This is a genomic window from Vibrio ishigakensis (genome assembly GCF_024347675.1).
Taxonomy (GTDB): Bacteria; Pseudomonadota; Gammaproteobacteria; order Enterobacterales; family Vibrionaceae; genus Vibrio; species Vibrio ishigakensis.
Window position 1 is genome coordinate 1249216 of sequence record NZ_AP024881.1, and the last position, 19814, is coordinate 1269029.

Consider the following 19814-nt stretch of genomic DNA (forward strand, 5'->3'; position numbering starts at 1 on the left):
CTAGCCTCGTATATTGATAAACGAGGCTATGGGGTAAACAGTTTCAACAAAATATTGATAATAGAGCTCTATTTACCGGTTAAACCTTGAAGCACTTCCAGTGCTTCTTTAGTTTTATCTACTGGAACAAACACATGGTCATGGTAGTAGGCCGCAATGACATTTGCGCTGATCTCTTCAGCGGCCAGTGCGCTTGAGACAGCTGCTGTTAACCCCACTGATTCCAAGCTGGAATGTACAGCAAGTGTTATCTGCGAGAACTCACCGTGAAAATCCAAGCCGGCACTATTGGCGTATTCTCTACGAAGCACCACAGTGAGGCCTTCCTGTTCCATAAACATGGCCACAGGAGAGAGAGAGGCGAACGCCTCGAAAGAAGAGGGGACGGTGCAAAATACAAAACGTCCCGGTTTTAGTTCTGGAGAAAGAGAAGAAAGAATCTCATCTAAGTCCGTCATTCCACTCATAAGTCATTCATTTTTCTGGTTAGTAGTACGACTAATAGTAGTAGAGCTGAATATAAAATCATTAATGGAAGTGCAGAGTTGAGAGGCAAACTCGATGCTAGGAATGAAATCAGGGCCGTACATAACCAGCACCCTGAGAAAACGATGGCGTTGGCAATACCAGCGATATGATGAAACGGCGCTAGTGCCTTACCCAAATAAAGGGGGAATAGCATACCCAGAGAGAAGATAATGACGGCTACCGGAGCGATGAAGGCATACAGGCTTAAACCTTGGATAGTCTGATAACCAATGCCTAAAGCTAATGCGAACAGTGAGACTAGCAGACATAAAGTAGTTTTAGGTTTTGCAGGTATGGAAAATGTGGCGCGGTTTGCCATATTGCCTGCAAGCCATGCCCCCCCGAGAACCAGTGCGATATGACCATAAAATACGGGGCCATAACCTAGAGTCTCTTGAATTATGAAAGGGGAAACCGTATTAAACGCGGGAAGAATCGCGTAGAAAACGCCGCAGGTTATCGCGGTGCGCTGAAATCCTCGGTTTAACACTATCTCAGAAAGGTTCCCCTTAATGGTCTCTTTGTTTAGAGGCTGATGATTGGTATGTGTTTCGGTGAAGAAAAACGCAAGCAGAACTGCGCCGAGGCTGACCCAGGCGGTTAATCCAGTAAACACCATCTGCCAGCCAAAGTTTTCTTCGATATAACCGCCAACAAAGGGAGATAGGGTAATACCTAGGGCAAACGAGATAGTTATCCAGTTGACTGCCTTTAGATATTCCTCACCATGATACAGGTCTTTAATTACAGCGCGACCGCCTACAGCAACCAGTGATACCGCCAGTCCCTGAACAAGCCTAAGGGCAATTAGCGCCTCTATATCAGGAACCACGGCTGATAATAGCAAAGAGAAAGTTAAGCACAGAGCGCCCAGTAGCATAGGCAGTTTTCGCCCAAACGCATCAACCACGAACCCTGCTGCTATCTGTCCAAAACCAAATCCCAACATAGCCATAGTAAATGCCCACTGGGTTGCGGTCTCGTTGGATAGAAGCGCCCTTTGAATTGAGGGAAGAGAGGGTACTATGATGTCTACCACTATCCCACCAAGGGAAATAAGCAGATACATCAAGATAGCGGTATTGCGCTGTTTAACTGGGTTCATGAATCCGTATAACTTGTGTCCGTTTGTCACACCAGAATGACAGATAAATGGCAGTGGTTCGAACCCTAAACTTAAGTTTTCAATTAGTTAGGTATTTGAAAACAAAAAAAGGCGAGCACTGGGCTCACCTTTTCCAATTGCACCTTGTCAGAATTACTTCTGAGTAGCCGCCTTCATGTTGCGAACAAATTCACCAAGCTTTTCTAGCATAGCGCTTGAATCACCCACATTTGCTTGGATGATCTTAACCACAGCTGAACCTGAGATAGCACCCGCAGCGCCAGCTTCAATAGCGGTTTTCACCTGCGATGGCTCTGAGATACCAAAACCAAGCAGTGCTGGTGGAGCATCGAACTGGTTTAGGCGATCTAGCATGTGCTGAACTGGCATGTTTGCCTTAGTTTCTGCACCCGTTACACCGGCGCGAGAAAGTAGGTAGGTGTAACCACCACCCAGAGTAGAAACCTCTTTTAGGGTTTCATCGGTCGCTGTTGGCGGCGCGATAAAGATAGCGTGTACGCCAGCTTTCTTGGCTGCTTCGTTGAACTCAGCACTCTCTCCTGTTGGTACATCGGCAATCAGAACTGAATCAACGCCCGCTTCTGCGCATGACGCGTAAAAGGTGTCGATACCGTTAGCAAATACTAGGTTTGCGTATACCAAAAGACCGATTGGAAGGTCTGGGTACTCGGTGCGGATCTGCTTGATGAGGTCGAAGCAGATAGTTGGTGTGGTCTTTGAGTCCAAAGCACGGATGTTAGCGCCTTGGATTGTTGGACCATCTGCCAATGGATCAGAGAAAGGAATACCCAGCTCAAGCGCGTCGGCACCTGAGTCAGCTAAGGTCTTCATGATAGCCAGAGATTGTTCTGGATTTGGATCACCGATAGTTACGAAAGGAACGAAAGCACCTTGGTTTTTTCCATCTAGACGCTCAAACAGCGCAGCGTAACGGTCCATTACAGTTCTCCTTTCTCTTTTAGAATGTCGTGTACGGTGAAGATATCTTTGTCACCACGGCCTGATAGGTTCACTACCAATAGCTGTTCTTTTTCTGGGTTTTCGTGTGCCATCTTAAGGGCATAGGCCACAGCGTGTGAAGATTCTAGTGCTGCGATGATGCCTTCGTTACGAGCGATAGATTGGAAGGTCTCTAGCGCTTCGTCATCACTGATTGACTCATATTGAGCACGACCAGTTGCATTTAGGTGCGCGTGTTGAGGACCTACTGATGGGAAGTCTAGGCCCGCAGATACAGAGTAAGACTCTTCAATCTGACCGTGTGTATCTTGCATCAGAGGCGCTTTCATACCGAAGAAGATGCCTAGCTTACCGTGCTTAAGTGGTGCACCGTGCATGTCGGTATCGATACCTTTACCTGCTGGTTCAACACCGATAAGCTTCACGCTCTCTTCCTCGATGAAGTCAGAGAACATACCGATAGCGTTTGAACCACCACCCACACATGCGATTACCGCGTCTGGTAGGCGACCTTCACGCGCTAGGATCTGGTTCTTGGTCTCTTCACCAATCATGTGTTGGAATTCACGCACGATAGTTGGGAATGGGTGAGGACCGGCTGCAGTACCTAGTAGGTAGTGAGAGTCTTCATAGCTTGCAGACCAGTCACGAAGCGCTTCGTTACATGCATCTTTTAGGGTTGCTGAGCCAGAGTGTACTGGGATTACCTCAGCGCCCATTAGACGCATACGGAATACGTTCGGGCTTTGACGCTCAACGTCCTTTGCACCCATGTAAACGCGGCACTTAAGGCCAAGTAGGGCACAAGCAAGTGCAGATGCTACACCGTGCTGACCAGCGCCAGTTTCAGCGATGATCTCTGTCTTACCCATACGCTTAGCAAGAAGCGCTTGGCCTAGAACTTGGTTGGTTTTGTGCGCGCCGCCGTGAAGCAGGTCTTCACGCTTGAGATAAAGCTTGGTTTTAGTGCCCTTAGTCAGGTTGCGAGCTAGGGTAAGCGCGGTTGGGCGACCTGCGTACTCTTGAAGTAGGCCCATAAACTCACTACGAAACTCTGGGTCTTGCTGAGCATCGATAAAGGCTTGTTCTAGTTGATCAAGCGCTGGCACTAGAATTTGTGGTACATACTGACCACCAAACTCGCCAAAATAGGCATCTAATTTCGCCATGATGTGTTTCCTTAAAATTGTGCGTGTTTACGCTTAAATCAGTAGTTTCGAATCGCTTTGAAAGCTTGTTCTAGCTTCTGTTTGCTCTTCTTGCCTAGCTCAGATTCAACGCCTGAGTTAAGGTCTAGGCCCTTCACTCCAAGCTCTGCTGCCTCGGCTACGTTGTCAGGGTTGAGACCGCCTGCCAACATTACATTCTTGTCGTTGATTTTAGTCCAATCGAACGCGACACCTGTGCCACCACTTTGATTGCCTACTTTGGAATCCAGTAGGTGACGGTCAACGTTGTTGATAAACGATGGCATATCTTCCATCACGCCATACGCCTTCCACACCTCAACGCTATCATCGAGGTTTTGCTTAAGATCATCTACAAAGGCTTGGTCTTCATCACCGTGAAGCTGAACTGCGCTAAGCTCTAGTGCGTTGGCGAGATTTGTTACTTCCTCAACACTATGGTTTTGGAATACGCCCACGTATTTCAGCGGTGCACCAGCCATGGTTAGACGAGCCGCTTCTTCATCTACTTTACGCTGGGATTTGTCAGCGAAGATAAGACCACCGAAAACCGCACCGGCTTGATACGCTTTAGCTGCATCATCAGCGTGGGTAAGACCGCATACCTTGTTCTCGCCAATCAGCACCTTACGTACTGCAAGTTCAAGGTTTTGCTCTGCCATTAGCGAGCTACCAATCAAGAAGCCATTCGCAAACTTGGATAGATCACGCACTTGCTGGTGGTTGTAGATACCAGACTCAGAGATAACCGTGGTGCCTTCAGGAAGCTTGGGTGCCAATTCTTTAGTACGGTTCAGGTCGATAGTCAGGTCGCGAAGGTTACGGTTGTTGATGCCCACAACCTTAGCTTTGAGCTCGATAGCGCGCTCTAGCTCTTCATCGTTGCTGACCTCTGTTAGTACGCCCATACCAAGCGAGTGAGCCACTTCTGCTAGCTCTTTGTACTCTTCATTATTGAGTACAGACAGCATCAGCAAGATAGCATTCGCTTGATAGTGACGCGCTAGATAAACCTGATAGGTATCAATCATGAAATCCTTACACAATACAGGCTGAGTCGTCAGTTTCTTAACCTGTGGCAGGAAGTCAAAATTACCTTGGAAGTATTTCTCATCGGTCAGTACTGAAATAGCATCGGCGTGATTGGCATAGATAGATGCGATGTAATCTAGGTCGAAATCATCTCGAATAAGGCCCTTAGATGGGGATGCCTTTTTACACTCAAGGATAAACTTAGTTTTATCACCGCTTAATGCTTCATAGAAGTTGCGGTCTGATGGCTCTAGAGCATCCCTAAAGGTCTCTAGAGGCTGAGCTTGCTTGCGCTCTGCAACCCAAATCGCTTTGTCGTCGACAATCTTAGCCAGTACCTGTGCCATGTCGCGGTTTTGTTGGGTAATGTGCTCTGACATGATTAACCTCTAGCTGCCAGTTGTTCTACAAGTGTCATCGCCTTGCCGCTGCGCATTGCATCGATTGCTTGCTGAGCGTTGGCTTTTAGGTCTTCGTGGCCAAATAGGCGCATCAGCAGGGCAACGTTTGCCGCAACAGCGGCTTCTTGCGCAGGCGTGCCTTTGCCACTGAGTAGGTTGGTCACGATAGCGCGGTTTTCATCCGGTGTGCCACCTTTTAGTGCCTCAAGAGGATAGGTCTCAAGGCCGAAATCTTCTGCAGTTAAACTATAGTGTTCAATTTTGCCGTCTTTGATTTCTGCAACTGTGGTTGAGCCGTGGATAGCCACTTCATCCAGACCACTGCCGTGAACAACAGCAGCACGCTTCATGTTCATTTGCAGCATAGTTTCTGCGATTGGCGCAACTAGGCTTTCATCGTACACACCCATCAGCTCGATGTTTGGGCGAGCAGGGTTAATAAGCGGGCCTAGGATATTAAAGATGGTGCGCGTTTTTAGGGTTTGACGCACTGGCATCGCGTGTTTCACACCTTGGTGATATTGAGGTGCGAATAGGAAAGCCACACCGATATCGTCAACTGCTTTAGCTGTGTCTTCAGCGCTCATCGCAAGGTTGATGCCGAAAGAGTCTAGAAGATCGGATGAACCAGACTTGCTCGATACGCCACGGTTACCGTGCTTAGCGACTTTAAGGCCTACAGCTGCGGCTACAAACGCTGAAGTGGTTGAGATGTTGAAGGTGTTTGAACCGTCGCCACCAGTACCTACGATATCGGCAAAATCATAATCTGGGCGAGGGAAAGGCTGAGCGTTAGCCAGTAGTGCTTTCGCCGCACCTGCGATTTCTTGTGGTGTCTCGCCTTTGATCTTTAGTGCAGTTAGCGCAGCACTCAAAACGATAGGGTCTACTTCGCCTTTGATGATCTGGTCAAACAGCTGTTGACTCTCCTCAATGCTCAGGCTTTGCTGATCGTAAAGTTTTTCTAGGATCTGTTGCATTATTCTTCCTTGTTCTTATTCTGCTGCGTCGTGTTTGTTTAGGGCCCACTCGATAGAGTTCTCAAGTAGGGTCGCGCCGTAGGTGGTCATAATAGACTCAGGATGGAACTGAAATCCACACACTTTATCTTGCTCATGCACAACAGACATCACTAGGTCATCCACTTGAGCTGTGATGGTTAGGTCATCCGTCACCTTGGTCGCCACTAGAGAGTGGTAGCGCGCGATGGCAAATGGTGACGGCAGACTTGCATAAGTAGCGTGTCCAGCGTGCTCCATCATAGATACCTTACCGTGCACAATCTCGCCTGCACCGGCGACGGTGCCGCCATACGCTTCAACGATAGCCTGATGGCCAAGACAGATACCGATAATCGGCACTTCACCCTTAAAACGTTGGACAATAGCCGGCATATTGCCTGCTTCACTTGGAGCGCCTGGGCCTGGAGAGAGCAGCAATACAGGGTCTTCAACAGACTGCACCGCTTTTTCAATGACCTCTACCGAGATCTGGTTGCGGTATACGGTAACCTTGTGACCTAGAGTGCGGAACTGATCCACTAGGTTGTAGGTAAATGAATCGAAGTTATCGATAAACAGGATATTAGCCATTGGATACCTCGGTATGAGCCGCTTGAATAGCGCTGATTACTGCTTGTGCTTTACCGCGAGTCTCGTCGGCTTCAGCTTGAGGGTCTGAGTCGAATACCACACCGGCACCGGCTTGTACCTTAGCTACACCATCTTCTACATAGGCAGAGCGGATAACGATACAGGTATCTAGGTCGCCCCGACCTGTCATGTAGCCTACTGCACCACCATAGCTACCACGGCGCTGTTTTTCTACGTCACGAATAAGCTGCATTGCGCGGATCTTTGGAGCGCCGGTTAGGGTACCCATGTTCATGCACGCTTGATAAGCGTGTAAGGCGTCTAGGTCATCTCGAAGCTGACCGACAACGCGCGATACCAAGTGCATCACGTGGCTGTATCGGTCTACCTTAAGAAGGTCAGCGACATGACGAGTGCCGTGTGCTGAGATGCGAGCTACGTCGTTACGCGCAAGGTCTACCAGCATCATGTGCTCGGCGTTCTCTTTCATATCGGTACGAAGTTCAAGCTCGATGCGGCTGTCTAGGTCTTTGTTAATTGACCCATCTAGGTTCTTACCGCGACGGCGAGTACCTGCGATTGGGTAGATCTCAATCTGATTGGTTTCGGTTTCGTATTTCAGAGCACTCTCTGGAGAAGCGCCAAATAGAGTAAATAGCTCATCTTGCATGTAGAACATGTAAGGGCTTGGGTTGCTCTTCTTAAGCTGCTTGTATGCCGCTAGTGGAGAAGGGCAAGGCAAAGAGAAGTAGCGTGAAGGTACGACCTGGAAGATATCGCCTTTTACCACGAATTCTTTCATGTCACGAACGATGTCACAGAAGTCTTCATCGCTAACGCTAGGGGTCGCTTCACATGTATCCAGTTGCACGGCTTTGGGTGCAGCAACCACTGAGTTCATCTCAGATTGGATTTGATCAAGGCGCGCTTCGATTTTTGCTTTACTCGACGCATTGGCATCAAACAAACTGCCGTATAGGTGAGCGTGCTGGGTTTGATGGTCGATAACAATCAGAGTTTCAGCAACATAGAAAACGTAGTCTGGGCACTGGCTGTTCTCTGCCGCATCACCCAAAGGCTCAAAGTTTGCCACTAGGTCGTAAGCGAACAGACCACCTATGAACAGCGCCATTGGGTCGTGCTTATCGCAGTCGAAGCTCTTTTTCACGATACGTAGCATATCGAATGAAGAAGGCTGACGAATACGGCTGTCTTCATCTAGGTTTACGTCTTGCTCAGCAAACTCAACCTCAAGCTCAGTGCTTGATTGCGTGGTAATGAACTCAGGGTTTAGGTTTTGTTTTAGGCGAGAAAGAAGCGCTTCTCCGTTTTCGCTGTTAGCACGCAGCATTACCTTGTGACCGCGACACTCGATACGCATAGCAGCGTCAACCAGAAGCAAGCTCTTTAGGTCCTCTTTTGATTCAATTTCAGAAGACTCTAAAAGTAGGGTGTCATCTTTGCCCTTGCATAGATGGTGAAACAGTTCAGTTGGGTCTTGAGAGTACAGTACGTCTCTTTGATGCAACTCGAGTTGGCCGAGTTGATTATTGTTGATGGTCTGTGTCACAAGACCTCCTTGTAATTCGCTACGTTTGTTGGCTGACATAGTCGCATATTCTTTCGCTCTACCCAAAGTTGTTAGGCCGAAATTGGCTCAAACTTTGCTCACTTAAAACAGGGTGTGATGTTGGAATCACTTTTTGGTGTCTAAAGGGTTAAAACAATAAGTTTTGTGCATAAAAAAGGCCCGCATACTAATGCGAGCCTGAGTGTATGTTTAACGCACTCTTATGCACAGCTCGCTTAAGTTTCAAGCCACCAACGCCATGCTTTAGATACAACAGCACCACGACCCAAAATAGTTTGGGTTTCGTTCATCGCTACTTGCTGTATCATCTGAGTGAACATAAAGGATTTCTTTTCGTAAATTAACTGCGTACTAGTTAACTAGTACAGGCAGGGAAAGTCAAGCATAAATATGATTTTTGATCTTCATTCTCACACTACCGCCTCAGATGGCCGTCTATCTCCACAAGATTTAGTGGATAGGGCCATAGAACACAGAGTCAGTGTGCTCGCGATTACTGACCATGACACCCTAGAGGGCATACCTGAAGCTAGAAACTACATCGAGCAAAATCAGTTGCCGATAGAGCTTTTAAATGGCATCGAGTTCTCGACCTTGTGGTCAAACAAGGACATCCATATTGTCGGCCTAAATATCGATGTGGAGTGTGAGGCATTACATGCGCTCATTGAAAAACAAAAGGCGCACCGCGTTGGGCGTGCCGAATTGATTGCCCATCGTTTATCTAAGCATTTAAAGGTCGACCCATTACCAGAGGTTAAAGCCATTGCCGGTGATGCACCCGTGACTCGAGCACACTTTGCAAAGTGGCTAGTGGATAATGGTCATGCCAAGACCATGCAATTGGTGTTCAAGAAGTTTCTTACCCGTGATAAGCCGGGATATGTGCCACCACAATGGTGTTCAATGAAAGATGCGGTAGATGCTATCCATGCCGCCGGCGGGGTTGCAGTTTTGGCTCATCCAGGGCGATACGATCTTACGGCGAAATGGCAGAAGCGCTTGATCAGTGCATTTGTTGAAGCAGGTGGTGATGCCATGGAGGTGGCACAGCCACAACAAAGTCAGCAGGAGAGACGCAATCTGGCGGATTATGCTATACAATACAACCTATTAGCTTCCCAGGGATCAGATTTTCACTATCCGACTCCGTGGATGGAACTGGGAAGAAATTTGTGGCTCCCTTCCGGCGTGACGCCAGTTTGGGAAAGCATGCCACAATTTGTATCGGATACAGAGGAATTGTAATGAGTCAATATTTTTACGTTCATCCAGAGAACCCTCAAGCGCGCCTTATCACACAAGCGGTGGCTATCATTCGAAATGGTGGGGTTGTGGTATTTCCAACAGATTCAGGCTACGCCCTTGGTTGCCAGTTGGAGAACAAAAACGCACTAGAAAAGGTGTGTCGCATTCGTAAGCTGGATGATAAGCACAACTTCACCTTGCTGTGCCGAGACCTGTCAGAGCTTTCTCTGTTCGCACGCGTTGATAACTCAGCGTTCCGATTGCTAAAGAATAACACTCCGGGCCCTTACACCTTTATCTTTAAAGGGACTAAAGAGGTGCCGCGTCGCTTGATGAATGCCAAGCGTAAGACTATCGGTATTCGTGTCCCAGATAACCGTATTGCGTTGGATCTGTTAGAAGCTCTGGGCGAGCCGATGATGTCTACTTCATTGATCTTGCCAGGTAGTGACGTGGCAGAATCTGACCCAGAAGAGATCCGCGACAAGCTAGAGCATGCAGTCGATCTGATAATTAATGGTGGTTACTTAGGTGAGCAACCAACCACGGTTATCGACTTTAGCGATGAGGATCCAGTGGTATTGCGTCAAGGTGCGGGAGATTCGACACCTTTTGAATAAAATTGAGGTGAATTTCCCCCGATTTTTTGCGATACTACGCGGCCGCCAAATGATGGCGACACCATAACCACTTTCGACGTCTGTGAAGACGACATATAGGCAAATTAATGAGCGAAAAATTACAGAAGATTTTGGCACGAGCGGGGCACGGTTCTCGTCGTGAGCTTGAAGCTTTAATTAAATCAGGTCGCGTAAGCGTAAACGGACAGGTAGCCTCTCTAGGCGAGCGTCTGGAAGACGAAGACGCGGTTGTTCGTATCGATGGTCACACTGTGAACATTAAAGCCGAGCAGGAAGTGGTGTGTCGCGTATTGGCTTATTACAAGCCTGAAGGCGAACTGTGTACCCGTCACGACCCTGAAGGTCGCCGCACTGTATTTGACCGTTTACCTAAGATCCGTGGCGCACGCTGGATTTCGGTAGGTCGTCTGGATGCAAACACCTCTGGTCTACTTCTATTTACTACCGATGGTGAGTTAGCCAACCGTCTAATGCACCCAAGCCGTCAGGTTGAGCGTGAATACCTAGTGCGTGTATTTGGTGAAGTGAACGAGCAGAAAGTTCGCAATCTGGTTCGCGGCGTAGAGCTAGAAGATGGCATGGCGCGTTTCGAAGACGTTGTTCACGCGGGTGGTGAGGGTATGAACCACACCTTCTACGTTGTGATCAACGAAGGTCGTAACCGTGAAGTTCGTCGTCTTTGGGAGTCTCAAGAGACGACAGTTAGCCGCCTGAAGCGTGTTCGCTACGGTGACATCTTCCTTGAGAAGAAACTTCCTCGTGGGGGATGGATGGAGCTTAGCCTTAAGCAGGTGAACTATCTACGTGAACTCGTTGATCTACCAGCAGAGAAGAGCACTCTTCTTGAAGAGCGCAAACAAAACACTTCTCGCTCGCGCGAGCGTTCACGCTCTCAGAAGATCCGTCGTGCAGTACGTCGCCACGAAGAGCGCGTAAGCAGCGGTGGTCAGCAGCGTAAGCCGAAGAAGACACGCCGTCAGCAGTAATTAAAAAAAATAGCGACCAATTGGTCGCTATTTTTTTTAGCTGTGAGCGGCAAGCTTTAGGCTGTCAGTGGTCATCATCTCATTGGCATATAAAAATGTTCTGATAGCTGATAGCTGATAGCTGATAGCTCTAAAATATCCAAGTAAGCAACGGTGCAATCAACACAGTCACCACCCCAGAAAACAGCATCACCAAACTCGCCACTGTTCCCGCTTCATTATGAATCCCATAAGCAATCGCCGTACCTGAACCATGCGCACTGGCACCCAAGCCGGCACCCTTGCCATGGGGCGAACGGATCTTAATCACTCCAAGGATCACCTCAGCACAAATAATCCCAAACACGCCGGTTAGTACTACAAAGATGGCGGTTAAGTCGGCTTGGCCACCGATGGATTTGGATGCTTCTACGGCAAATGGCGTGGTGATAGAGCGCACCGATAGGCTGCGTTGCAACATCTCGGATAGATGAAATAGCTTGCTTAGATAAACCGTGCTGCTGATAGCTGTGATAATCGCCACCACAACCCCAGCTGAGATAGACATCCAGTGGCGTTTGATGATGTTTCTGTTCTCGTGCACTGGAACTGCAAAGGCGACAGTGGCAGGGCCGAGCATCCAGATCAGCCAGTGGGATTCGTTGATATAGTCGGTGTAGCTAATGTTTAATGAAACCACGATAGCGACCAGCACCAAAGGCACAGAAACCAAAGGGATCAGCCACACCTTTTTAAAGCGACGATGCAGATGCTTGCTGAGGTAGTAACAACCAATAGTCAAAAGAAAACAGATAAAGGCGATAGTGCTATGGCTCATTGCTCTTCTCCTAATTTCTTCAATTCATAGTGGTAGATCTTGTCGACCACTAGCGCGGTAACCGACAGCACGAGTATGGTGCTAAGCCCAATCACTGCCAGTATTCTGCCTCCTTGCTCGGCGAACAAGTCTTGATAATTAACGATGGCGATAACCGCTGGGATAAAGAAAAGAAGCATCTCAGCAATTAACCAAGTGGAGCCAGCTTTAAGCCAATCAACCTTGACCAATTTAAAAGTAAGCAGTGCCAACAGCAGAAACATACCAAACACATTCGACGGCAATGGAATATGAAGTTGCCTAACCGCTATATCAGCGCACATCCATACCAGACATAGGGCAACTACCTGAGAAAGGGTGAGGGTAAAATGTTTGAGCTTTGCGACTGTCATAACGAATTGAACTGATGAGATTTGAGTTCAATTATGAATAATTGATAAATCACACTCCAATGAATAATATGAGATAAAAGTATTCTTTTTTGGAATGATCGTATGACAGCTAAAGAGCTTGCCTACTTCGTTACCTTGGTTGAGACCCAGAATTTCACTCGTGCATCTGAAAAACTATTTGTAACTCAGCCAACCATTAGCAAGGCATTAAAGTCTTTAGAAGATAGCGCTGGACAGCCCTTAGTTCATCGAAAGGGCAGGGATATTGAGCTGACAGAGGCAGGTAAGGTGGTGTACGAGCATGCTATCACCATTTTGAATAACATCAGCGAGATGCAACAGCGCTTGGATGATATTCGAGAGTTAAAGTCGGGCCATATTACTATCGGTATTCCGCCTATGGTGGGGCATCTCTATACCGAGCTCTTGCAAGAATTTTCTCGTAGTCATCCATCCATTGAGGTGACGGTAGTTGAAGGTGGCGGAAGAAAAATAGAGCAAGATCTTCTCTCGGGAGATATTGATGTTGCACTGTCTATGTTGCCGACGCGAGAGGATAGGTTTGAATATGAATCTGTGGGCGACTATCCCATCTATGCTGTGTTGCCAAAAGATGATAAATGGCTGGGTGAGTCAAAACTAGAGCTCACTGAGCTAAAGGATATTCCTTTTTACCTCTATACCTCTGAATTTACCATTACCCAGATAATCGAAAGGTTGTGTAAAGATAAGGGCTTTGTTCCCAGGGTAGGTATTAAGAGCAGTCAGTGGGATTTTCTTGCCGCTATGGTGAAAAGTGGTCTTGGGGTGAGTTTTATACCGGAGCCCATTTGTCGAAATCTCAATCCCAAGGATTATTGTTTTCGAGAGTTGAGCGATGAGCTCCGATGGCGTCTTGCCTTGATGTGGAGTCGCGAGCGCTATCTATCTAAAGCAAGTCAGGCCTTTGTCGACCTAGTGAAGAGTCGAACTTAGTCGCGCTTCCACAAGATGTGGCAGAACTTATGCTCTGGGTCGCGTGAAACCAGAAGGCGAGCAAACACGTCATCCAGTGTGTCGCTCTCTTCGTTTACCAAGCCAACACGAACCTCAGCATAGGTCTCTTTGTCTACCTCAAAGCCCACGTGTTGTACCCAGTCATCGCCAGTTTCAACCAGCTCAGCTGCGCCACGCTCTTCAAACTGAAGGGTGAATAGAGCTACGTCTGCCGCTTCAAGATTGTCAGGTGCCATCTCTAGGAAGATATCGTAAGCCGTGTCGATGGCGTCGTCGTATGAGAGAAGTTCAGTCATCTCTAATCCTCTTAATATTTTCGGCGATTGTACGTGTTAATTGTGTCAATTAAAACAGTCCAAGCTGAGGGGCATTGATTTCATCAAACTTGAGCCCAACAAAGGGCAATATGGCATCAGCCACTGGCTTTATCTGTTTATCAATATAGTGCTGATAATCCATCGGCGCTTTGACATAATCCAGTGGTTCAGGCCCTTGCAGAGTCATTACGTAGGAGATGCGCCCACGGTTTTGATACTGTAGCGGTCGACCTAGCTTCTCGTTTATCTCATCGGCAAGGCGAGCAGCGCGTACCTGAGGTGGCACATTTTTTTGATATTCATGCAAGCGGCGTCGAAGGCGTTTGCGATACACCAGTTTGTTATCCAGTTGCCCAGATTCAATCTTTTCTACGATTTCTAACACATAGTCGGTAGGGTCTTGATTATCGAAGATGAGCTCGTACAGGTGTTGCTGAAACTCTTGCGCAAGAGATGTCCAGTCACTGCGCGCGCTTTCTAGCCCTTTAAAGACAATGCGCGAGCTGTCCCCTTGTGTGATAAGCCCGGCGTAGCGTTTTTTCGAACCGGTTTCTGAGCCACGAATAGTCGGCATAAAGAATCGGTTAAAGTGAGTCTCGTACTCCAGCTCCAGATAGGAGGTGAGGTTATATTCCTCTCTGAGATGTTCGGTCCACCAAGTGTTGATCTCTTGGGTGAGGGTGTTACCTATTTTGTCTGCCTCTTCTTTACTGCAACTGTTCTTCAAAGAGACAAAGGTGGAGTCGGTATCACCATAGATAACCTCATAACCGCGTTCTTCAATCAGCTTACGAGTGGTCTTCATGATTTCGTGCCCGCGAAGGGTAATCGATGAAGCAAGACGCGTATCGAAGAATCGGCAACCGCCAGAGCCAAGCACCCCATAGAAGGAGTTCATAATGATCTTAATCGCAGTAGAGAAGGCGACCTCTTTTTGCTGCTTAGCCTTGTCACGAGCCTTCCATAGGTTTTCGATAAGCTGAGGCAGATAGTGTTTCTGACGATGAAACTGTGCCTTCCTAAAACCAGGTACGGCTTGGTCATCACCCTTACCAATTTCAGCTTTTAAACCTTCTACTAGCCCCATAGGGTCAATCAAGAAACTTCGGATGATGGCGGGGTAAAGGCTTTTGAAATCCAGCACTAATACTGAGTCATATAACCCCGGTCTGGAATCCATTACAAAGCCGCCAGGGCTGGCTAGCCAGTTCTCCGGCTCTAGATTAGGCGCTATATATCCACCTCTATGCAGACGTGGCAGATAAAGGTTAGAGAAGGCTGCAACGCTACCGCCAATCCTATCCAATGCAAGGCCAGTGAGCTTGCTTCGCTCAATGAGGTAATCCAATAAATGGGTGTGCTCAAAGATACGCGTCACCAGAGCGCAGTCTTGGAAGTTATATTTTGCCAGCGCCAACTTATCGTGATGGAACATATGGTTGATCTCGTCCATTCGATCGTTGGGATTGCTGATGGCCTTACCTTCATGCAAAAGTTCGCGCGAGACATTCTCCAAAGACCAGGAATCAAAGGAGTAAGTGGCGGCTTTCAAACCGTCGATACCATCTATCACCACACGCCCCGGAACATTGATGAAACCGTTTTGGTTTTGCGCCGTTTGCCGGTAGAGACACTCTTGGCGACCACGACCTAGGGGCAATTTAATATTGTGCGCCTGCGCTCGCTGCAGTAGCAGTCTCATATCAAAGCCAATGACGTTCCAGCCAATAATGATGTCAGGGTCAAACTGATAAAACCATTGTACTAGTGCCTGTAGCAGAGACTTTTCGTCCGCGACCCACTGTATGGCAACACCTTCACTTATTTGCGGTTCTCCTACCATGATTACCCTCTGGTCGCGAGGACAATCAAGGCCAACGGAGTAGAGTACTCCCTTGGCTGAGCACTCTAGGTCGAGAGAAACCATACAAAGGTTCGGGGTGTAGTGCTCGGCTTTACGGGCTTGGGCTTGGCTTATTTGCAAGTAACCCTGCTTGGCTTGCTCTGTACCTTCAACCTCAATTTGGCCTTGGATGAAGCGCTCCATTAGATAGCGATCAGCGAGGCGAATGTCCGACTCAAAGACCTTTAATCCATGCTCATTCAGCACCGTCTCGAAGTTACGAGCCTCTCTTTGGGTTTTGAAATAGCAGGCGGTGACCTTGTCATGCTGAAAGGTTTTAAGCTCGAGCGCACGATAGCGACATTGAATTTGATTTGCCTTGGCTAGCGACTCTACTTCAGCATGATCATCTGAGCGTACAAAAAAAACCGATTCTTGGTTTGGTATTTGAACCAAAGCAGGACCAGAATCAGTAGAAAGCCACAGGTCGATTTGTGTGGTGGAGCCAATATCTCTAGCTTGACGAGTGAGGATGAAACCGCTGCGCAATGTGTTTGCCTTTGAAGGAACTTCTTACCTGATCATAACAAAAGTCGTGGTGGTTGAGGTTAGGATTTGTCGCTGTTTTGTAAAATTAGATCTTAGACAAAACAGCGGGCGAACCTAATGATATGTTGAATTAGGGTAGCTAATCGTAATATCCTGATGCGCGCAGTTTCACTATGTGACAGAAATGACTTATATTTCTGTCACTTATGCATGAAACACGTATCATAAGAATAAAAATTGGTCGAAATTACCAAAATTACTTGGTATGGCTCATAATTACCGCATTCAAAGATTGCCAAACGGAGTCTGGAACAGCATATTGCTAAGGTTTCAAACTCTATTAAGTATAAAAATTGAATTCGTTAGTTGTGGCTCAATTGACTGGCTTTGCGAACAAAAAAAATTAGTGTGGAGATACAAGCTTGATTAATGTTTTTCTTGTAGATGATCACGAGCTAGTTCGCACAGGGATACGACGTATTATTGAAGACGTCCGTGGCATGAACGTAGCAGGAGAGGCTGAAAGCGGTGAAGAATCGGTAAAATGGTGTCGTAGCAATCATGCTGATGTCATTTTAATGGACATGAATATGCCCGGTATTGGTGGCTTGGAAGCCACTAAGAAAATTCTCCGTTTTAATCCTGACGTTAAAATCATCGTACTAACCGTACATACAGAAAACCCGTTTCCTACCAAAGTGATGCAGGCAGGCGCGGCAGGATATCTTACTAAGGGCGCTGGTCCAGATGAGATGGTGAATGCCATCCGTATGGTGAACAGTGGTCAAAGATATATTTCACCAGAGATTGCACAGCAGATGGCCCTTAGCCAGGTGTCGCACTCTTCTGATAACCCATTTAAAGACCTTTCGGAGCGCGAACTTCAGATCATGCTGATGATCACTAAAGGTCAAAAGGTAACAGACATTTCCGAGCAGCTGAGCTTGAGCCCGAAAACGGTAAACAGTTATCGCTACCGTTTGTTTAATAAGCTCGATATCAGCGGTGACGTGGAATTGACGCACTTAGCGATTCGTCACGGGATGCTCGATACAGAGACGCTTTAGTGAGTTTCGACTCTACTGCCTTTCTAAAAACAGTAACTAACCAGCCCGGCGTATACAGAATGTATAACGCCGAGCAGGTTGTTATTTATGTCGGTAAAGCAAAAGACCTCAAAAAGCGCTTAAGCAGTTATTTTCGTAAGACATTAGACAACGAAAAGACCAAAGCGCTGGTCAGTCATATCCAGCATATCGACGTCACGGTTACCCATACCGAAACCGAAGCCCTTATCCTCGAACACAACTATATTAAGCAGTATCTGCCTAAATATAACGTTCTGCTTCGTGACGATAAGTCCTACCCCTATATTTTTATCAGCGGTCATAAGCACCCAAGACTCTCTTTGCATCGCGGCTCTAAGAAGCGTAAAGGCGAGTATTTTGGTCCTTATCCAGACTCTGGTGCGGTGAGGCAAACCTTACACCTTTTGCAAAAGGTGCTACCCATGCGCCAATGCGAGGATACCATCTATGCCAACCGTACTCGCCCATGCCTGATGTATCAGATTGGTCGTTGCGTAGCCCCTTGTGTTAGTTCGGTTATCTCTGATGAGGAGTATGCTGAGCTGGTGGAGTGGGTGCGTCTTTTCCTGCAAGGTAAAGATAAACAGGTTGTGACTCAACTAATTGAGAAGATGGATGAGGCGAGTAAGACGCTTAAGTTTGAGGAAGCGGCTAAGTATCGAGATCAGATCCAAGCTATTCGTCGCATCCAAGAGCAGCAGTACGTGTCAGAAGACAGCTTCGATGACATAGACGTGCTCGGATATGCTCAAGAGACAGGTGTGGCTTGTGTACATATCTTGATGATACGTCAGGGTAAAGTTCTGGGTAGTCGTAGCTTTTTTCCTAAGATCCCAAACAACAGTCAGCAAGATGAGATTTTTTACAGTTTTATTAGCCAGTATTATCTCAATCAGTCTGAGGGAAGGGGATTGCCTGCCCGTCTCATCTTCGCTTCAGGCTTGCTTAGCGAACAAGAAGCCTTCCAGCAAGTACTGACCGATATGGCAGGGCGCAAGGTCACCTTCCATGTCAGCCCTAGTGGCACTCGCGGGCGCTATCTTAAGCTCGCTAACACCAATGCCTTGAATGCGATCACCACCAAGATAAACCATAAGATGACCATCTCGCAGCGCTTTAAAGAGCTTCAAGAGGTGCTAGGTATGGAATCTATTAGGCGAATGGAGTGTTTCGACATCAGTCACACCATGGGAGAGAACACTATTGCCTCGTGTGTGGTGTTCAATCATGAGGGGCCTTTAAAGCAAGAATACCGTCGCTATAACATTACCGGTATTACTGGTGGTGATGATTACGCGGCTATGGGGCAGGTACTTGAACGTCGTTATTCAAAGCAACTGGATGTGGATAAGATCCCTGACATCGTGTTCATCGATGGTGGTAAAGGCCAGCTCAATCGCGCGGTGGAAATCATCAGTCAGTATTGGGATGAGTGGCCTAAGAAGCCGCGTCTTATCGGTATCGCTAAGGGTGTAACACGTAAGCCTGGCCTTGAGACCATGATTACCCCAGATGGTGAGGAGTTTAACCTCGCCAGTGATGCGCCTGCGCTGCATTTGATGCAACACATTCGAGACGAGAGTCATAACCACGCGATCTCAGGTCATAGAGCCAAGCGCGGTAAAGCGCGCCGCACCAGTGCTTTAGAGGGAATCGAGGGGATCGGACCAAAACGTCGCCAAGCACTACTTAAATATATGGGCGGACTGCAGGAGTTGAAGCGCGCGAGTGCCGAAGAAATCGCCAAAGTGCCCGGTATTAGTCATTCTTTAGCAGAAAAGATATTTCAGGCGTTGCAACACTAGGTAAAATCCCGCAACATTGACTTTAAATGATAAGCCATCACAGCACGATGTAGTCGTGCTCTTAGAGTCGTTACAATGCGTTTAACAATACCAAACATTCTAACCCTGCTTCGCCTTATCCTGATCCCAATCTTCGTGATTGTTTTCTATCTTCCTTATTCGTGGGCGCCATTTGTGGCTGCTATGGTTTTCTGGGTCGCAGGCTTTACCGATTGGTTGGATGGCTATATCGCAAGAAAGCTTGGCCAGATGTCTCGCTTCGGTGCTTTTCTTGACCCGGTTGCTGATAAAGTGATGGTGGCAACGGCGCTGCTGCTTATCTCTGAGCACTACGCCACACTTTGGATTACCATCCCAGCCATTATTATGATTTCTCGTGAGATCATCATTTCAGCCCTAAGAGAGTGGATGGCGGAAATCGGTAAACGCTCTAGCGTTGCAGTGTCATGGACAGGTAAGGTTAAGACCTTTTCACAGATGTTCGCGCTTTGGGTGTTGATCTGGCGCTACGACGATTGGATGGTGTGGATTGGTTACGCTTCTTTGTATGTAGCAACCATACTGACTATCTACTCCATGGTGCAGTATTTAATGGCGGCCAAAGACGATTTACTCGAATCAGATTAATAAAAAAACCAGCTTCGGCTGGTTTTTTGCTATTTATTCCCCAGAGATACAGTTTTTTATACTAATAGTCTCGGTATTACAGATATTT

The 19814-nt window shown here is 47.5% G+C and carries 19 protein-coding genes; 7 read left to right on the forward strand and 12 right to left on the reverse strand.

Annotated elements, in window-relative coordinates:
- Positions 1 to 68 precede the first annotated feature (68 nt).
- The 8 genes from Pcarn_RS05635 to Pcarn_RS05670 form a co-directional block, all read right to left on the reverse strand.
- The gene (locus tag Pcarn_RS05635) at positions 69 to 467 is read right to left on the reverse strand and encodes an ACT domain-containing protein (protein WP_261835410.1); all 399 of its coding nucleotides are present in this window, start codon (positions 465 to 467) and stop codon (positions 69 to 71) included.
- Positions 464 to 1633: an MFS transporter gene (locus Pcarn_RS05640; RefSeq protein WP_261835411.1), complete on the reverse strand. Its 1170-nt coding sequence runs from the start codon at positions 1631 to 1633 to the stop codon at positions 464 to 466. Before Pcarn_RS05640 ends, Pcarn_RS05635 begins: the two co-directional genes overlap by 4 nt.
- Positions 1634 to 1786: 153 nt before the next feature.
- On the reverse strand, positions 1787 to 2593 hold the full coding sequence (gene trpA, locus Pcarn_RS05645; RefSeq protein ID WP_261835412.1) for a tryptophan synthase subunit alpha: 807 nt from the start codon (positions 2591 to 2593) through the stop codon (positions 1787 to 1789).
- Positions 2593 to 3783, reverse strand: coding sequence for a tryptophan synthase subunit beta (gene trpB / locus Pcarn_RS05650; RefSeq protein ID WP_261835413.1), 1191 nt, complete (start codon positions 3781 to 3783; stop codon positions 2593 to 2595). Before trpB ends, trpA begins: the two co-directional genes overlap by 1 nt.
- A gap of 38 nt (positions 3784 to 3821) precedes the next feature.
- Positions 3822 to 5213 carry a bifunctional indole-3-glycerol-phosphate synthase TrpC/phosphoribosylanthranilate isomerase TrpF gene (gene trpCF / locus Pcarn_RS05655; RefSeq protein ID WP_261835414.1) on the reverse strand — a complete coding sequence of 464 codons (1392 nt, stop codon included), beginning with the start codon at positions 5211 to 5213 and terminating at the stop codon, positions 3822 to 3824.
- Positions 5214 to 5215: 2 nt separating this feature from the next.
- Positions 5216 to 6214 carry an anthranilate phosphoribosyltransferase gene (gene trpD, locus Pcarn_RS05660; protein WP_261835415.1) on the reverse strand — a complete coding sequence of 333 codons (999 nt, stop codon included), beginning with the start codon at positions 6212 to 6214 and terminating at the stop codon, positions 5216 to 5218.
- A 15-nt stretch (positions 6215 to 6229) separates the two neighbouring features.
- Positions 6230 to 6826 (reverse strand): aminodeoxychorismate/anthranilate synthase component II, encoded by a 597-nt coding sequence (locus Pcarn_RS05665; protein WP_261835416.1) that lies wholly within the window; start codon positions 6824 to 6826, stop codon positions 6230 to 6232.
- On the reverse strand, positions 6819 to 8396 hold the full coding sequence (locus Pcarn_RS05670) for an anthranilate synthase component 1 (RefSeq protein ID WP_390904474.1): 1578 nt from the start codon (positions 8394 to 8396) through the stop codon (positions 6819 to 6821). Before Pcarn_RS05670 ends, Pcarn_RS05665 begins: the two co-directional genes overlap by 8 nt.
- 411 nt (positions 8397 to 8807) lie before the next feature.
- Between Pcarn_RS05670 and rnm the strand changes: the two genes are divergently transcribed.
- The 3 genes from rnm (at position 8808) to rluB (ending at position 11292) form a co-directional block, all read left to right on the forward strand.
- Positions 8808 to 9665 (forward strand): RNase RNM, encoded by an 858-nt coding sequence (rnm, locus tag Pcarn_RS05675; RefSeq protein WP_261835418.1) that lies wholly within the window; start codon positions 8808 to 8810, stop codon positions 9663 to 9665.
- Positions 9665 to 10285 carry an L-threonylcarbamoyladenylate synthase gene (locus Pcarn_RS05680; protein WP_261835419.1) on the forward strand — a complete coding sequence of 207 codons (621 nt, stop codon included), beginning with the start codon at positions 9665 to 9667 and terminating at the stop codon, positions 10283 to 10285. Before rnm ends, Pcarn_RS05680 begins: the two co-directional genes overlap by 1 nt.
- Positions 10286 to 10392: 107 nt before the next feature.
- On the forward strand, positions 10393 to 11292 hold the full coding sequence (rluB, locus tag Pcarn_RS05685; RefSeq protein WP_261835420.1) for a 23S rRNA pseudouridine(2605) synthase RluB: 900 nt from the start codon (positions 10393 to 10395) through the stop codon (positions 11290 to 11292).
- Between the two features lie 130 nt (positions 11293 to 11422).
- Here the strand turns inward: rluB and Pcarn_RS05690 are convergent, their stop codons facing one another.
- Together Pcarn_RS05690 and Pcarn_RS05695 are read right to left on the reverse strand one after the other, a co-directional pair.
- Positions 11423 to 12109: an LrgB family protein gene (locus Pcarn_RS05690; protein WP_261835421.1), complete on the reverse strand. Its 687-nt coding sequence runs from the start codon at positions 12107 to 12109 to the stop codon at positions 11423 to 11425.
- The gene (locus Pcarn_RS05695) at positions 12106 to 12501 is read right to left on the reverse strand and encodes a CidA/LrgA family protein (protein WP_261835422.1); all 396 of its coding nucleotides are present in this window, start codon (positions 12499 to 12501) and stop codon (positions 12106 to 12108) included. Before Pcarn_RS05695 ends, Pcarn_RS05690 begins: the two co-directional genes overlap by 4 nt.
- A 102-nt stretch (positions 12502 to 12603) precedes the next feature.
- Here Pcarn_RS05695 and Pcarn_RS05700 point away from each other — a divergent pair, with 102 nt between their 5' ends.
- Entirely contained in the window at positions 12604 to 13476 is an 873-nt protein-coding gene (locus tag Pcarn_RS05700; protein ID WP_261835423.1) for a LysR family transcriptional regulator, read from the forward strand.
- On the opposite strand, the gene Pcarn_RS05705 is transcribed toward Pcarn_RS05700, so the two are convergent.
- Complete coding sequence (locus Pcarn_RS05705; protein WP_261835424.1) at positions 13473 to 13793, reverse strand: HI1450 family dsDNA-mimic protein; 321 nt, start codon at positions 13791 to 13793, stop codon at positions 13473 to 13475. The two genes, Pcarn_RS05700 and Pcarn_RS05705, sit on opposite strands and share 4 nt — an antisense overlap.
- A gap of 49 nt (positions 13794 to 13842) precedes the next feature.
- Positions 13843 to 16206, reverse strand: coding sequence for a DNA polymerase II (locus Pcarn_RS05710; RefSeq protein ID WP_261835425.1), 2364 nt, complete (start codon positions 16204 to 16206; stop codon positions 13843 to 13845).
- A 422-nt stretch (positions 16207 to 16628) separates the two neighbouring features.
- On the opposite strand from Pcarn_RS05710, the gene uvrY reads away from it, so the two are divergent.
- The 3 genes from uvrY (at position 16629) to pgsA (ending at position 19726) form a co-directional block, all read left to right on the forward strand.
- Entirely contained in the window at positions 16629 to 17273 is a 645-nt protein-coding gene (gene uvrY / locus Pcarn_RS05715; RefSeq protein WP_261835426.1) for a UvrY/SirA/GacA family response regulator transcription factor, read from the forward strand.
- Positions 17273 to 19099 (forward strand): excinuclease ABC subunit UvrC, encoded by a 1827-nt coding sequence (gene uvrC / locus Pcarn_RS05720; protein WP_261835427.1) that lies wholly within the window; start codon positions 17273 to 17275, stop codon positions 19097 to 19099. The genes uvrY and uvrC overlap by 1 nt, the downstream gene beginning before the upstream one ends.
- A 75-nt stretch (positions 19100 to 19174) precedes the next feature.
- Positions 19175 to 19726: a CDP-diacylglycerol--glycerol-3-phosphate 3-phosphatidyltransferase gene (gene pgsA, locus Pcarn_RS05725; protein WP_261835428.1), complete on the forward strand. Its 552-nt coding sequence runs from the start codon at positions 19175 to 19177 to the stop codon at positions 19724 to 19726.
- The last annotated feature ends 88 nt before the right edge of the window (positions 19727 to 19814 follow it).